The following is a 14,694-nucleotide window of genomic DNA, read 5'->3' on the forward strand; positions in this document are numbered from 1 at the left end:
CGATCACGGACCTGCGCCCGGCCGCATGACCCAAAAGGACGCAACAACCGACCGGGGTGTCAGCCAGTTTGTTGTTGTCCGGTGACATGACTGCAAAGAACGCATCGTTGTCCGCGTCAACATCCGCGGTACGGAGGGGACATGACCAACTGGTACGAACGATGGGCAAAGGCCGTGCTTTTATGGCTGATCCTGCTGGTGGCGGCTCCTGCCTTTGCGGATCGCGCTCCCGACGGACCTGCACCATACCAGCCGGAGGAGATTGAGGCGCTGGTTGCGCCGATCGCGCTCTATCCGGACTCGGTTCTGGCTCAGGTCTTGATGGCGTCCACGTATCCGCTCGAAATCGTCCATGCGGCGCGCTGGCTGAAACAGAACCCGAATGTGAAGGGCGATGCTGCGGTGCAGGCGGTCCAGAATCAGTCCTGGGACGCCAGTGTGAAGTCGATGGTGGCATTCCCACAGATTCTGGAGCCGATGTACGACAAGCTGGACTGGACACAGAAGCTCGGTGACGCGTTCCTCGCCCAGCAAAAAGACGTGTTCGCTGCGGTGCAGCGGTTGCGGGCGCGCGCGCAGGAAGCGGGCAACCTGAAGTCGAACGAGCAGCAACAGGTGGTCGTCGAGCCGGCGGGCGCTGGCCAGACGTCCGTCGTGCGGATCGAGCCCGCCAATCCTGAGGTCATCTACGTTCCAGCGTACGACCCAGCGGTTGTCTACGGTGCGTGGAGTTACCCGGCCTATCCGCCATACTACTGGCCACCGTACCCGGCCTACTACCCCGGCTACTATCCCGGCACGGCCCTCGCGACAGGACTCGCCTGGGGCATTGGCCTTGCAGCTGCCGGTGCGATCTTCAGCGACTGCAACTCGTGTTGGGGCGGAGGCGACGTCAACATCAACTACGACAAGGCCAGGAACGTCGACCGTAACTTCGACAGGTCGAAGATCCAGAACGGAGAGAGGGGCGGCCGCTGGCAGCATGATGCGGGCCATCGACAGGGCGTGGCCTACCGGGATAACGCCACGCGCGACAAGTTCGCCGGTTCGCCAGGGGCCGACAGGCGGTCCCAGTATCGCGGGCGCGATTCCGGTACAGGTAACCGTGTGGCCACGGCCGACCGGCCGGGCGCGGGCAATCGGGCCACGACCGCAGACAGGGGCGGCGCAGGCAATCGTGCGTCGGTGGCAGACCGATCCGCCGGGACCAACCGGGCAGGCGCGGCCAATAGAAGCGCCACCAGCAACGTGAACCGCGTCAGTAGCGGCGATCGAGCCGGCGGATACGGCGGAGGGCGCGACAGCGCGTTTTCAGGCGTCGGGGGGAGCGGCAGTACCTCGCAGCGCAACTTCGACAGGGGAAGCAGGAGCATGCAGGGTTCAGGCTTTAACCGGCCCGCGGGCGGCGGAGGTGGCATGCGCGGTGGCGGCGGACGCAGGCGCTGAGGAGCGAACCATGAACGTTCATCCACGAGGTATGCAAAAATTGCTGTCGCTGACGTTCGCGAACCTCGCGGCAGCAGTTGCGCTGTCGGTCGCGACGGTGCCCTCGGCACACGCACAGAAGAACTTCAGTTCGCCAGAGGCTGCGATGAATGCCTTTGGCAACGCCGTCGTCAAGGATCGAGAGGACGCTTTACGCACGATTTTCGGCAACGACTTTCGTGAGCTGATCCCACCCTTCGGCGCGCCAGTGCGGGATACCTTTATAGCCGAGTGGGCAAAGTCCCGCACCATCGAGCCAGGGGAACCCGGGCATGCGCACATCGTCGTGGGCGACAATGGTTGGACGTTCCCGATTCCCCTCGTCAAGAGCGAGCAAGGATGGCACTTCGATACGCGAGCCGGCGCAGAAGAGATGCGCTTGCGGCGCATCGGCCGCAACGAATTGGCCGTTATCCAGGCGATGCTGGCGATCTTTGATGCGCAGCGCGAATACGCGCAGAACAATCACGACGACAAAGGGGTGCTCGCCTACGCCTCGAAGATGGTCAGTTCACCCGGCAAACGTGACGGACTGTATTGGCCAAGCGGGCCGGATGACACGCCTAGTCCGCTCGGCGCGGCCTTCGTCGACGCGAGTTCGCGTAATGCACAGAACACCGGCTACTACGGGTACCACTTCAAGCTGCTGGAATCACAGGGGCCCAACGCGCCCGGTGGCGCCTATGACTACGTCGTGCACGGCAAGCTCTTTGGAGGGTTCGCGGTCATCGCCTGGCCAGTGAAGTACGGCGAGACGGGCATCAAGACGTTCATGGTGAGCCATTCCGGTCAGGTCTATGAGCGCGACCTCGGGCCAGATAGTGCAGCGAAAGCGCAAGCCACGAAATCGTTCGACCCGGGGCAGGGCTGGAGCAAGGTGCGCGATCGCGATAGCGAGTGACCCGTTCGCATGCGAGGCGGGTCGTTCGGTTTTCATCGAGGTGAATCATGAAAGTCTGCCTGTCGAGGTCGTTCGCGGTTGCTGCCGTGCTCGGTGTTGCCGTCCATGGGGGCGCACACGCGAAGACCGAAGCCTGCCATCCCACAACGGAAAAGCAGATTGCTTCACTATTTGATCGCTGGAACGATTCGCTGAAGACTGGCGACCCGGCGAAGGTCGCGGCGAACTATGCGCCACGCTCAATCTTGCTGCCGACCGTATCGAACAAGCCACGTTTGACCGTCGAGGAAAAGGAAGACTATTTCAGGCATTTCCTTGAAAACAAGCCAGTCGGTACGATCGACTTCCGCTTTGTCATGATCGAATGCAACACGGCGATCGACGCGGGACTGTACTCGTTCAGGTACGCGGACGGCACAGTGGTCAAGGCGCGCTATACGTTCACCTACGGGTGGAACGGACACAAATGGCTGATCACCACCCATCATTCGTCGAAGATGCCGGAAGGGGATTGAACAGGATTCGCGGCCTGAAAAAAGAAAAACCCGTTCCGCGGCGGGCCAACCAACGTTGTGTCCTGCATGAGTGGCGCTCTTCGCGAGAGACTGCGCCACCGCACCGGCTCCAATCAAACCAGTTTTCATTTCGACACCTCAGCGGCAACGTGAGTCGATGAAGCCATGCTCCCGTAGCCTGACCGGCCGTGTTGCCCGGAGCGGTCTTTACGTTCCCGGCTGCCTCGTCGCAATGGCCTGCGGCATCTCATACTTTTCGTTTCGATAGCGCCCGGTCGCGTCGTGCAAGGCAACCGTAACGAAACCGACGGGCGGTCCCCAGAGTTTCGGCGCAGCGGTTATTCTTTTTGCTTTGCGCGCCCGGCGCCATGTAACCCCCGTATCGAGGAGTTCATCATGCAATATCGTAAATTCGGCCGCACCGGCCTGACCGTCTCGCGTCTGTGCCTCGGCACGATGACCTTCGGTTTGCAGACCGAAGAAGAAGCGTCACGCAGCATTCTCGACAGGGCGGCCGAAGCAGGTGTGAATTTCATCGATACCGCCGACGTCTACCCGCTCGGCGGCAGCGAAAATCTGGCCGGCCGCACCGAGGAAATCGTCGGACGCTGGCTGAAGGGCCGGCGCGACCGGTTCATCGTCGCGACCAAGGCGGTGGGCAAGGTCGGGCCGTCCCCGTGGGACCAGGGCGCGTCGCGCAAGCATCTGCTCGACGCGATCGATGCGTCGTTGCAGCGCCTCGGCACCGACTATGTCGATCTGTACCAGCTGCACTCCGACGATCCCGACACGCCGCTCGACGAGACGCTCGAAGCGCTCGACACCATCGTTCAATCCGGCAAGGCGCGCTATATCGGTGTGTCGAATTTTCTGGCGTACCGGCTTGCACGGGCGCTGGGGCGCGCGGACGTGTTACGCGTGGCGCGTTTCGTGTCGGTCCAGCCGCGCTACAACCTGCTGTTCCGCCAGATCGAGCGCGAATTGCTGCCGCTCGCCGGCGAAGAGCAACTCGCCGTGATTCCGTACAACCCGCTGGCGGGCGGCCTCCTGACCGGCAAGCACCGTCACGACGCGCCGCCCGCGGCCGGCCGCTTTACCGCCACGGTGGGCAAGGCCGGTGCGATGTATCAGGAGCGCTACTGGCACCGGCGCGAGTTCGAAACGATCGACAAACTGCGTGACATCGCCGCTCAAACCAGCGGATCGCTGACGAAGACTGCCGTCGCCTGGGTGTTGGCCAATCCGCTCATTACGTCAGCGCTCATTGGCGCAAGCCGTCCGGATCAGTTGACCGATACGCTTGCCGCGGCGGATCTCGCGCTCGACGCGGAGTTCAAGGCTCAACTCGACGACGCGACTGTCGAATACCGGATGGGCGACGCAGCACGCTGAGTTCCTCGCGCGCGAGGTCGACGAACCGGTCGATCACCGGATTGTCGCGGGTGGCCTGCCACGCGAGACCGACGGTCCATCGTGCGGCGTCGTCGCGCAAGGTCAGGATGCGGGCGTTGCGCAGCAGGGATAGCGCGTGGGAAGGCAGAAAGGCCACGCCGACACCTGCGGCGACGCCCACAAGAACCGTCTGGATGTCGCCCGCCTGCTGGACTACCCGCGGCACGAAACCGTGTTCGCCGCACCAGTGCTCGATCTGCTTCGCAAGCCCCGGGCTGAGTCCGCGTGCCAGCGCGATGAAGCCGGAGTCGTTCAGTTTGTTCAGATCGGCAGGGAGGCGCTTCCAGTGCGCGCTGTCGGGAACCGCGAGGCCCAGTGCCTCGTCGAGCACCGGCAGGCTGGCCAGCCCGACACCGGCCGGCAGACGCATGAAGCCGACATCGAGTTTGCCGGAGAGGATGCGCCGCGTCTGCTCCGAGGACGAATAGTCGTAAAGCGTCACACTGACGTTCGGATAGCGCTTGCGGAATTTCGCGATCAATTGAGGCGCGCGAAGCAGCCTGATTTCCATTTCATTCCTTTTGACTATCGAACTGCTCATATTTCTCATTTTGCGCATCGATGCGCGTGCGGTCCAATGAGGCTCTTCGCGTCGCATCGATACCGTTTTGTCCGCCACCAGGGGACACTGCTGGCAGCATCGCGGCCATTGATCGGCTGGCAGCGCAGGCCGCCGATGAACATATCCGGCTGCTGGTTTTTCCCGAGCTATCCCCGAGCCAGCTGCCGGACATATCGGTATCGCGTCGAAGCGAAGCATCGCGCTCGCCTTTGCGATCGTCACGAGGCGTCGCTCCGCCGACTGCCAGACGACGTGGCCGGCTCCGGGCAACGGTTGAAGACGGACCTGTTCATGTCGAGATATGTGACACTGCGAAGCATTGTCTTTGCGGCGATCGTTGCTGTGTTCCTCATGGGAAGCATCAGGCGGTGAAAAGCGAGCGATATGCCCGCGCAGCAGCGCTTCGGTGACATGGCTCGACATAATTCCCGCGTAGCGTTCGAAGCCGGCTTCTCCCATACTCGCGTCTGCGTGTTGCGGCTCGCATAGATAGCAGGCCAGCCGCATTGCGTGCGGTGTGATCTCCGATAGTTGATGATCCAGTGGATCGAATGATTGTCGGCGACATTTTTCCGGCAATTGACGGCACGACAGTGCCGATGACTGGATCGACATGTTTACTTCGTTGGAATTCGTAGCTCGCAAGCTAACTCGCCTGGCAAGCGCCGCACTGGTTGCGGGGTCTCTACTTCTTGCGGGGTGTGCCGGGGGCGTCACCGACGTCAGCCATGCCGCTCTTCATCAAGTGCGGCCAGACACCATCTACGTGTATTTCGACAGCTCGCCTGATCAGGTGAAGCTCGACAGCGGAATGGCGCGGAAACTGAAGGCCCGCTTCGCCGGTGCGTCGGAGGCCGACGAGCAGGACAAGGAAGCGGTCGAAGCGCGTGAGCAGGTGGCCAATGAAATCGTGCGCAAGTTGCAATCGATGGGGCTGCATGCCGAACGTTCGGATGTGCCGGCGCCTGCAAACCAGAATGCGCTGCTCGTCGAGGGCAGCTTTCAGACGATCGACGCGGGCAACCGCAGACGCCGCATGTTGATCGGCCTTGGGGCCGGAAAGAGTGAGGTCGGCGCATCGGTCCAGCTTCTGTACAAGCCGGCGGGTGGTTCGCCGGTGCCCCTGCAAAGCTTCGCGGCAACCGCGGACAGCGGCAAGGCGCCAGGCGTGGTCGAAACCGCAGGGGTGGGTGCTGCGGCCGGCCACGTCGCGACAGCCGCGGCGATGGGCGCAGGTTTGCATGCCGCGACCGAGGCGAAGCATGACAGCATTCCGGCAGACGCGAAGCGCCTCGCCGATTCGATCGCAAAGCAGGTGGCTGCGTTGGGTGCCGCTAACGGGTGGGTGCCGGCTGGGCCCGTGGACTGATCTCTCGCCACTAACCATCATTTCACACCTCACGCATGGACGAACTGATTGCCCTTGCTGAAGAGCCCGCAGCCTGGGCTGCGCTCGCCACGCTTGTCGTCATGGAAGTCGTGCTCGGCATCGACAATCTGATCTTCATTTCGATCCTGAGCAACAAACTGCCCGAAGCGCAGCGGGCCCGCACGCAAAGAATCGGCATCGGTCTCGCGCTTGTGATGCGGCTTGGCCTGCTCGGCACCGTGGCCTTGATCGTGCGCCTGACGAATCCGCTCTTTTCCGTGTTCGATCACGCGTTTTCGTGGCGCGATCTGATCCTGATCTCGGGCGGCCTGTTCCTCGTCTGGAAGGCGACCACGGAGATCCATCATCACGTGGCGCACGAGACCGGGGACGACCCGCTCGACGGTGCTCCCACAACGCTCACGCCGTGGTCGGCGATCGGCCAGATCCTCATGCTCGATCTGGTGTTTTCGATTGACAGCATTGTGACGGCGGTCGGTATGACCGAGCACATACCGATCATGTTTATCGCCGTGATCGCGGCGGTCGCGATGATGTTGTTTGCGGCCGGTCCGTTGTCGCGTTTCATCGACCGCAATCCGACGGTGGTGATGCTCGCGCTCGGCTTTCTGCTCGTGATCGGTATGACGCTGGTCGCCGAGGGCTTCGGTTCGCACGTGCCGAAGGGCTATATCTACGCTGCGATGGCGTTTTCCGCATTCGTTGAAGGCTTGAACATGCTGGCGCGGCGAGCGAAGAAGAAACGCCTGAGCTAGGGCCTGGCGCCTGGATGTGCGCCCGCGCTGCGTCAGAACTCGACCAGCGCGAAGTCTTCCTTGCCGACGTCGCACAGCGGGCAGCGCCAGTCAGCCGGAACGTCCGCCCAGCGCGTGCCGGGCGCGATGCCTTCTTCGGGCAGGCCGGCTCCCTCGTCGTAGATCCAGCCGCAGATCACACAGACCCATTGCTTGAGATCGTCACTCGCTGAAGAAGCGGCCGGGCCGGTTGCGGGAGCATCGACGGCTGCATGTGCCGGCTGGGTGTCATCGAGGCTCACGACGAGGGGCGCGTCGGTACCCGTGCCGCTTGCGGCAAGCCGGGTCTGCAACGACTTAAGCAGGCGTTGTGCTTCGTCCATCGTCAGATCGATCCAGTACGGATCGCCGGCGGCGTCGTTGAGTCGCTCGGGAGAGAACTGGATTTCTACGGCTACGCCCTTCTTGTACATGGCAAATCGACCGATGATGTGGCCGGCGGTCGGCGCCGGCCGTTGTGAGCAGCAGTGAAGCGGGCTCTGGCCGCCCGGTTAGACGAACAGATTCAGCAGCAGGGAGCCGATCAATCCGAAGGCTCCGACGATTCCGAGGATTTGCATGAGGGTGAGGGATTTGCGCGAGGTGGCGGGATGATTCGAGGCGGTGGAGCGGGATGAAGTCACGTGAGGTTTCTGTTTCGGTTCGGGAGAGATCGTACAGGGCGCGCCCTGTCGGGCCGCTAGCCTTCTACCCCAAGGTGGGGTGGTTCGTCAATATGGGCGCGGCACGGGCCGGCGCGCGAGGCAAGGTGAAGTCGATGCCGAAACCTCGATTATCGACGCTTGTGCGCCTTTGATTGACTATTGGCTGTAGATGCAGCAATTCCTGAGGGTAGTCAGACGGCGTCGCCGCGCGCGTCGGACAGTTCAGCCCGGCTTGCCATCAGCGCGCGGGCGAAGCAGCGGCAACGCGTACGCGGCGATGTAAAGCGCGAATGCCGCGATCCAGCACGCCCCCGCGGCGCCGATCCACACCATGAACGCTTGCGGCGCGACCAGCGGCCCGAATATGCGCAACGCGGCCCCGGCCATCACCAATCCGTAGCATCCGATATCCCGACGGTCTGCGACAATTGGCCGCCCCGTGTGTCCGAGCGCCGTGCGCGTGATCATCGAGATGATCGCGCCGCCGATCACCCCGGCGGTGAAAGCATGCATCGCCAGCGTGTGGGGCACGCGTCCGAGCGCACTGAATCCGAGCAGCACGAAGCCGGCAGGAATCCACGCGTACGCAAGATGGAGGATCACGACGATCGGCGGACGCCGCACCGCATACGAAGCCAGCCCACGAGCCGCGCGACATGCGTTGCGCACGCAACGAACGCAAGCGTTGCGACGACGCTGGGAGGGAGTTTGGCTGCGTTGGCGAACAGCGCGATAACTGTGACCGAAGGCACCGCGAGTTCGACCGGCCGCCATGTGCGCGCGACGAAGCCGGGAATCGCATTTGCGGTGACGACTGGCGCCCGTCACGCTTCGCGCGATACGTCGTGCTCAAAGGTGCACGGCGTATCGAAAGCGCTGACGTCCTTACCTGCAGTGGTGTCTTCGTTGCCGGTGCGTGGTTGCTTCTGTATGTTGGGTCATCGACGCGCGATCTGCGCGTCGGCCAGGCAACAGGAGTGCAGAATGACTTTAGACGCACACGGATCGGCGACACCGCCGCTGCGCACCGATGTATTGATCGTCGGTGCCGGCCCGGTCGGCTTGTTTGCGGCATTCGAGGCAGGCGTGATAGGCCTGTCTTGCCAGATCGTCGATGCGCTCGGGCGGGTAGGCGGGCAGTGCGTTGAGCTTTATCCCGACAAGCCGATCTACGATATCCCCGCCATTCCCTCGTGCACGGCGCGCGAACTGGTCGACCGCCTGATGGAGCAATGCCGGCCGTTCGACGTTCCAGTTCATCTTGAACAACGGGTAGAAACCGTCGAGCGACGCGATGACGGACGCTGGAGCGTCACTACCGACCGCGGCCTCGTGTTCGACACAGCCGCGATCATGCTGGCCGCCGGCAACGGCGCATTCGTGCCACAGCGGCTCATGCTCGACGAAGCGGTGCCGCTGGAAACGCGCCACGTTCATTACAGCATCGCCAACCTGGCGGATTTCGCTGGTCGCAAGGTCGTGGTGGCGGGCGGCGGCGACTCCGCGCTCGACTGGGCGCTCGCGTTGCGTGCGGTCGCGCAGCGCGTCACGCTGGTTCACCGGCGTAGCGGCTTCAGCGCGACAGCGTCGAGTGTCGACCAGATGAAGAGGGCGGTTGAAGCGGGCGAGATGGACTTCATCGTCGGTGCAATCGGCGCGCTGAATGCGCCCGGCGGCACGCTCGAATCGATCGACGTCAAACAGGCGGCAGGCGTGACCACACGAATCGACGCCGGGCATCTGGTCGTGCTTTACGGTCTCGTCGCGGATCTTGGGCCGATTGCCACGTGGGGCATCGAAAGCGTCGGTGGCCGGCTCAACGTCGACACATCGAACTATGAGACCTCGCGTCCGGGCATTTTTGCGGTCGGCGACATCGCCAACTATCCGAACAAGCAGAAACTGATCCTGTCGGGATTTCACGAGGCGTCGCTCGCGCTGCGCAAGGCGTTCAGCTACGCGTATCCGGAAAAAAAGCGCGTTCACGTGCATTCGAGTTACGACACGAAACTGGCGGAGCGCGTCGCCGCGACGGCTCATTAGGACCTGTTCACGCCAATAGCGGGCTCCTCTGGCGGCCAGTTCCGCGAGGGTTCTTTTTAATCAGGGGAACGCGTGCGCCGCCCGGAACGCGGCGTCAAGTCGGGGAGTTCTTCCCGACGTCGCGTTGTTACAAATTATTTTTTTGACAATATCTGATTTAGCAGATATATTGATTTCAATAAACAGGAGCCGACGATGGAGCACTACACAAAAGACAGCTTTTCGTTGACGCGAAGCGTAGGCTTCGCGATCAACAAGGCCCGCAATGTTCTCGTGACCGAGATGGACTCGGCCCTGAAGGATCTGGACATCACCACCCAGCAGATGGGCATCCTGTTGTCGTTGACGAGCGGCATTGCCACTACGCCGTTCGAACTGTCGAAGCTGCTCGGTATCGACACGGGCCTCATGACCCGCATGCTCGACAAGCTGGAAACGAAGGGCCTCCTCGAACGTTCGCGCAGCCTCGAAGACCGCCGGGTCGTCAATCTGAAGTTGACGGAGAAGGGCGAGGAAGTCGCGAGCCAGCTCCCCGAGATCGCGCCTGTCGTGTTGAACAACCGCCTGAAGGATTTTTCCAGGGCGGAATTCAAGGAACTGCACCGCCTGTTGTTCAAGTTCCTTGGCGACTGAGCGGCATATTTTTTTGTCTATTTATCTGATAGGTCAAAAAATGAAATCACAGTTAAATGAAAGCCTTCGGGAAAGGGCGTGCGCCCGTTCGTTTTTGGCCAGTTCACGAGATCGGTGGGAACGTGGCAAGCGCACCGAGGAAGACCGCGAACAGGATGGATTCCGGCTTGAGGCGGGGCGCTTTCATGGAATCAATACCACGCGGCCGCTCGTGCCCGCTGCGACGGCACGATAGGCGGCCTGCGCGTCGTCGAGCGAAAAGCGTCCGGCGATCCTGGGTGGAACGTAGCTGCGGTCTTCGAAGCCGGGCCGCAACGCTTCCATAAGATCCGCCGAAGCAACGAGATCGCGCTTCAGCGTATCCACGCCGAGCAGACGGCTTTCGTTGTGATAGAAGTCGGCAAGATCGAAGGTCACCTGGCGCCGGTCCGTCGCCGAGATTTCGACCAGTCGGCCGCGCACCGCAAGCATAGGCAGCGCGGTCTCGAACATCGATCCTCCGACCGTATCAAACACCACTGCCGCACCACCGTTGGTGAGTTCGCGCACGCGCGCGACGGCATCTTCGGCAGAGGAATTGACCCACCCGTCGACGGACGGATGGGCTGCGCCACCGCGACCCACGCCGATTACGTGCGCGCCGATGCGTTTTGCGATCTGGGCGGCGGCGCCACCCACACCGCCGAGGCCGATGATGACGATTGGTTCGTCTGCCTGCACCTGCGCGGCTTCGACCACGCCGCACCAGGCCGCGATGAAGTTCACGCCGATCGAGGCCGCTTCTTCATGCGAAAGCGTGACCGGCTTGCGCCGCAACGCCGCCACCGGCACGACAAGATACTGCGCGTGCGTACCGTCGCGCGTAAAGCCGACGTCGCCGCCCGAGCCCCATACCTCCACGTCGGCCCATGCCGGCGGCCCCTCGACCACCACCCCGGAATAGTCGCGGCCGGGCGTACGCGGCAGCGTCGTCTGACTCATCCGGCCAGCGACGTTCTTTACGTCGCTCGGATTGATCGACGCCGCCATGATCTTGACGACGGCTTCGTCCGGACTGGCCGCTGGTGTTGCGACATCCTGCACCGAGAGGACGTCCGGGTTGCCATGTTGCTCGAATCGCAAGGCTTTCATGATGGTCTCGCTGGATGGGATGAAGCATTGTTGCGTGACAGGAGGCCGGTGAACAGTCTCCCAGGCGCTTCGGCCTTCCCTCACTGCGCGAGCATGCGTGTGAGTTTGCGTTCGCTCCCGTATCCGCGTGGCGCAAGCTTCGAGTGCACCAGGTTCTCCAGCGACATCGGCCGCGCCAGATGGTAGCCCTGCACCTGCGCGGCGCCCATGTCGCGCAGCACGGCGAGCGTTGCCTCGTCCTCGACGCCTTCAGCGACGACGGTTAGCCCCAGCGACTCCGCCATCCGCACGATCGCACGGACGATTGCACGGCTGCGCGAACTCGTCGTCAGTTCGAGGACGAACGACTTGTCGATCTTCAGCCCGCTGAAATGGAACTGATGTACGTAGCTCAGCGACGAGAAGCCCGTGCCGAAGTCGTCGAGCATCACCGACATGCCGTTGTTCGCCAGGTTCTGCATCGTCTTGCGGGCGAGGTCAGGCTCCGCCACCAGCGCGCCTTCGGTCAGTTCCAGTGAGATTCGAGACGGTTCCACCTGATATTGGCCCAGCAGCACGAGCAGTTCGGTGGCGAAGTCGGGGCGCGTGATGCTGTAGCTCGACAGGTTCACGTGCACGGGGGGCCAGTCCGCATGCTCCGGCCGTGCGAGCGTCTCTGCCACGAGCTTCAGCACGTACATGTCCAGACGTCCGATCAGCTTCAGGCCCTCGACCGCCGGCAGAAACCGCCCCGGCGCCCAGATGTCGCCATTCGGCTGCCGCCAGCGGATCAGCGCTTCGAGCGCGACCAGTTCGCCGCTCCCTACGTCGACGATCGGCTGAAAGTACGGCACCAGTTCATCGTCGCGCTTCAGCGCGCGACGCAGCGCGCCTTCTGTCTCGACCTGATCGGACAGTTCGCGGCGCAGTTCCTGATTGAACACGGCGAAGCTGTCGCGGCCACGGCCCTTGACCCGGTACATGGCCGTGTCGGCGTCGCGCAGCAGATCGGTCGGGTTCGAATGGAAGTTGTTGTCGGCGCCCACAATTCCCACGCTGCACGACGAGAACACCACGTGCTCGCCGATGTTGAACGGCTGGTCGAATGCCGCGAGGATCCGTTCGGCGATCGCAAGCACGGTCTGCAGCGGCGCGTCGGGCACCATCACCGCGAATTCGTCGCCGCCGAGCCGCGCGAGCAGGTCGTCGTGGCGCACGCAGCTGCGAAGCCGTTCGGCGACCTGCACGAGCAGCACGTCGCCGAGATGGTGGCCGAGACTGTCGTTGACCACCTTGAAGCGGTCGAGATCGATGAAGAGGACAGACAGGCTTTTGCCGTGGCAGCAATGGTCGTCCCACGCGGCTTCGAGCCGCTGACGCAGGTGCGCCCGGTTTGGCAGCCCGGTTAGCGCGTCGTGGGCGTTCTCGTGCAGAAGACGCGCGTTGGCGTTATCGAGCTCGCGGGTGCGCGCCTGGACGCGCGCTTCGAGCTCGAGATTGGCCGCGTGCTGCGCGTCCGCTGCGCGGCGGCGCGCGAGTGCGGTGTCGATATGCCGGGAGACGAAGGTCAGCAGGTCCTGATCGCGCGCGTCGTAGCGGATGTGCTCCTGATAGCTTTGCACGACCAGCACGCCGCGTATGACGTCGGCGTCGAAGAGCGGCACGCCCAGCCACGAACGCATGCGGATGTTCTCGCTTTCCAGATCGATTTCCCCGCGGGCGACGAGCCGGAGCGCATCGTCCGTCGTGAAAAGGCACGGAGCGCGCCGGCGGATCACGTATTCGGTCAGGCCCCGCTTGCCGCGCCGCGCCGACGGTATGTGTCTGATCAATTCGTCGATGTAATAGGGAAACGAAACTTCTTCAGTGAACGGATCGAAGAACGCGACGTAGAAGTTAAGCGCATACAGCAAACCGGCGACAATCTTGTGCAGGCTGCGGAAAAATTCACCGATTTCCACTGGCTGGCTCGACAGTTCTGCGATCTTGAAGAGCGTCGCCTGCAGATGCTCGGCGCGTTTGCGCTCGGCGATCTCTTCGCGCAGGGTGTCGTTGAGCTGCGACAGCTCGGCCGTGCGCAGCGCGACCTGCTTTTCCAGATCGACGCGATGCAGGATCCGGTCGAGCGCCATCGCCACGTGGCGCGCCACGACCAGAAAGAGCGCCCGATCTTCGGCGCTGTAAATTCGCGAGACGTCGTAGACCTGCATCGTCACCATGCCGAATACTTCGTCCGACGCGTTTTTCAGCGGCGCTCCCATCCAGAACTCGGGGCGAGGGCCGACGCAGAAAAAGACCCCGTTTTCTTCGGCTTGTGCAATGCCTGCAGCATCGATCAGGAGCGGCTGACCGGTCGTCAGCACGTAACCGGTGAGCGATAACCTGGCGGGATCGACCAGGTGGGCGTGATCGGTGTCCACGGATTCCGTGTCGATCACGTCGACGTAATAGGGGAAGTTGACGACTCCTTTCGCGCGATCGAAAAGCGCCAGATAGAAGTTTTCGGCGTCGATCAGCGTGCCGAGACGTTCGTGAATGGCATGCAGAAAGGCCGCCCGCTCCCGGATCGAACTGGCGAGGTAGGCGATGTCGTACAGCACGCGCTGCACGTTCTGCGCGCGGGCGAGCGCGTGGGCCTGAACTCGCTCGCCGATGACGCGGGCGAGTTCCGCCAGGGTTTCGTCACCTGCGTATCCGGCCGGCGCGAGCAGCCAGCCGAGCACCGTTTCGCCCCGGCCGGTCGGCCATGCGCACCAGCCACGCGAGGCGCACATCGCAGCGAGTGCGTCTTCCGCGAGAGTGTCGGGCCAGTCGAGCGGCGTGTCACTCGTGCTGGCAAGATCGAGCTGCTCGCCGGCCCGATACCACGCCCATGGGCGACCGTTGCTGGCGCCCTGCGCCTCACGGATCGAACCGTCAATGGACAGTTCGCCCGACCTGCTGGATGACCGCAATGAGTTCCCCATCAGCCAACCCTTGTGCGTTCCCGGATGAGTTTAGTGTCACCGTGCTATATCGGCAGTTCTCACGGGAACTTGAAGGGGCGGCCCCGCCGGGGCGCGGGGCTGTGCGAACATCGACCCGAGTCCATTGGCCTGGACCGGGCGCATATTGTGTGTGGTGCATTCGCTGCGGCCCGGCGATATGGGCTGCTGGATCTGATCA

The 14,694-nt window shown here is 63.0% G+C and carries 14 protein-coding genes and 1 pseudogene; 8 read left to right on the plus strand and 7 right to left on the minus strand.

What is annotated here, in order from left to right; translation table 11 throughout:
* The first annotated feature begins 141 nt into the window (after positions 1-141).
* The 4 genes from B0G77_RS22230 (at position 142) to B0G77_RS22245 (ending at position 4,293) form a co-directional block, all read left to right on the plus strand.
* Complete coding sequence (locus B0G77_RS22230; RefSeq protein WP_133664295.1) at positions 142-1,446, plus strand: DUF3300 domain-containing protein; 1,305 nt, start codon at positions 142-144, stop codon at positions 1,444-1,446.
* A 10-nt stretch (positions 1,447-1,456) separates the two neighbouring features.
* A complete protein-coding gene (locus tag B0G77_RS22235) occupies positions 1,457-2,386 on the plus strand; it encodes a DUF2950 domain-containing protein (RefSeq protein ID WP_133664296.1) in 930 nt (309 codons plus the stop codon).
* Between the two features lie 47 nt (positions 2,387-2,433).
* Positions 2,434-2,901 carry a DUF4440 domain-containing protein gene (locus B0G77_RS22240; protein WP_133664297.1) on the plus strand — a complete coding sequence of 156 codons (468 nt, stop codon included), beginning with the start codon at positions 2,434-2,436 and terminating at the stop codon, positions 2,899-2,901.
* Between the two features lie 396 nt (positions 2,902-3,297).
* Positions 3,298-4,293: an aldo/keto reductase gene (locus B0G77_RS22245; RefSeq protein WP_133664298.1), complete on the plus strand. Its 996-nt coding sequence runs from the start codon at positions 3,298-3,300 to the stop codon at positions 4,291-4,293.
* On the opposite strand, the pseudogene B0G77_RS22250 reads toward B0G77_RS22245, so the two are convergent.
* A pseudogene (locus tag B0G77_RS22250) lies at positions 4,235-4,840 on the minus strand (LysR family substrate-binding domain-containing protein); the annotation flags it as partial. The gene B0G77_RS22245 and the pseudogene B0G77_RS22250 sit on opposite strands and share 59 nt — an antisense overlap.
* Positions 4,841-4,865: 25 nt before the next feature.
* Positions 4,866-5,087 (minus strand): hypothetical protein, encoded by a 222-nt coding sequence (locus B0G77_RS44420; protein ID WP_243751162.1) that lies wholly within the window; start codon positions 5,085-5,087, stop codon positions 4,866-4,868.
* Positions 5,088-5,528: 441 nt separating this feature from the next.
* On the opposite strand from B0G77_RS44420, the gene B0G77_RS22255 reads away from it, so the two are divergent.
* Complete coding sequence (locus B0G77_RS22255; protein ID WP_133664299.1) at positions 5,529-6,284, plus strand: DUF4410 domain-containing protein; 756 nt, start codon at positions 5,529-5,531, stop codon at positions 6,282-6,284.
* A 35-nt stretch (positions 6,285-6,319) separates the two neighbouring features.
* Positions 6,320-7,060, plus strand: a complete 741-nt coding sequence (locus tag B0G77_RS22260; RefSeq protein WP_133664300.1) for a TerC family protein — start codon at positions 6,320-6,322, stop codon at positions 7,058-7,060.
* A 32-nt stretch (positions 7,061-7,092) separates the two neighbouring features.
* Here the strand turns inward: B0G77_RS22260 and B0G77_RS22265 are convergent, their stop codons facing one another.
* The 3 genes from B0G77_RS22265 to B0G77_RS22270 all read right to left on the minus strand — a co-directional run bounded on the left by B0G77_RS22265 (position 7,093) and on the right by B0G77_RS22270 (position 8,412).
* On the minus strand, positions 7,093-7,512 hold the full coding sequence (locus tag B0G77_RS22265; protein ID WP_133664301.1) for a rubredoxin: 420 nt from the start codon (positions 7,510-7,512) through the stop codon (positions 7,093-7,095).
* 78 nt (positions 7,513-7,590) lie between these two features.
* Positions 7,591-7,722, minus strand: coding sequence for a hypothetical protein (locus B0G77_RS45300; protein WP_279571350.1), 132 nt, complete (start codon positions 7,720-7,722; stop codon positions 7,591-7,593).
* Positions 7,723-7,965: 243 nt separating this feature from the next.
* Positions 7,966-8,412 carry an NnrS family protein gene (locus tag B0G77_RS22270; RefSeq protein WP_243751163.1) on the minus strand — a complete coding sequence of 149 codons (447 nt, stop codon included), beginning with the start codon at positions 8,410-8,412 and terminating at the stop codon, positions 7,966-7,968.
* A gap of 315 nt (positions 8,413-8,727) precedes the next feature.
* Here B0G77_RS22270 and B0G77_RS22275 point away from each other — a divergent pair, with 315 nt between their 5' ends.
* Positions 8,728-9,786 (plus strand): NAD(P)/FAD-dependent oxidoreductase, encoded by a 1,059-nt coding sequence (locus tag B0G77_RS22275; RefSeq protein WP_133664302.1) that lies wholly within the window; start codon positions 8,728-8,730, stop codon positions 9,784-9,786.
* A 195-nt stretch (positions 9,787-9,981) separates the two neighbouring features.
* On the plus strand, positions 9,982-10,419 hold the full coding sequence (locus B0G77_RS22280; RefSeq protein ID WP_133664303.1) for a MarR family transcriptional regulator: 438 nt from the start codon (positions 9,982-9,984) through the stop codon (positions 10,417-10,419).
* A 183-nt stretch (positions 10,420-10,602) separates the two neighbouring features.
* On the opposite strand, the gene B0G77_RS22285 is transcribed toward B0G77_RS22280, so the two are convergent.
* Entirely contained in the window at positions 10,603-11,550 is a 948-nt protein-coding gene (locus B0G77_RS22285) for a zinc-binding alcohol dehydrogenase family protein (RefSeq protein ID WP_133664304.1), read from the minus strand.
* 80 nt (positions 11,551-11,630) lie between these two features.
* A complete protein-coding gene (locus B0G77_RS22290; protein ID WP_133664305.1) occupies positions 11,631-14,495 on the minus strand; it encodes an EAL domain-containing protein in 2,865 nt (954 codons plus the stop codon).
* Between the last annotated feature and the right edge of the window lie 199 nt (positions 14,496-14,694).

The sequence above is a fragment of the Paraburkholderia sp. BL10I2N1 genome, from assembly GCF_004361815.1.
In the GTDB taxonomy this organism is placed as follows: domain Bacteria; phylum Pseudomonadota; class Gammaproteobacteria; order Burkholderiales; family Burkholderiaceae; genus Paraburkholderia.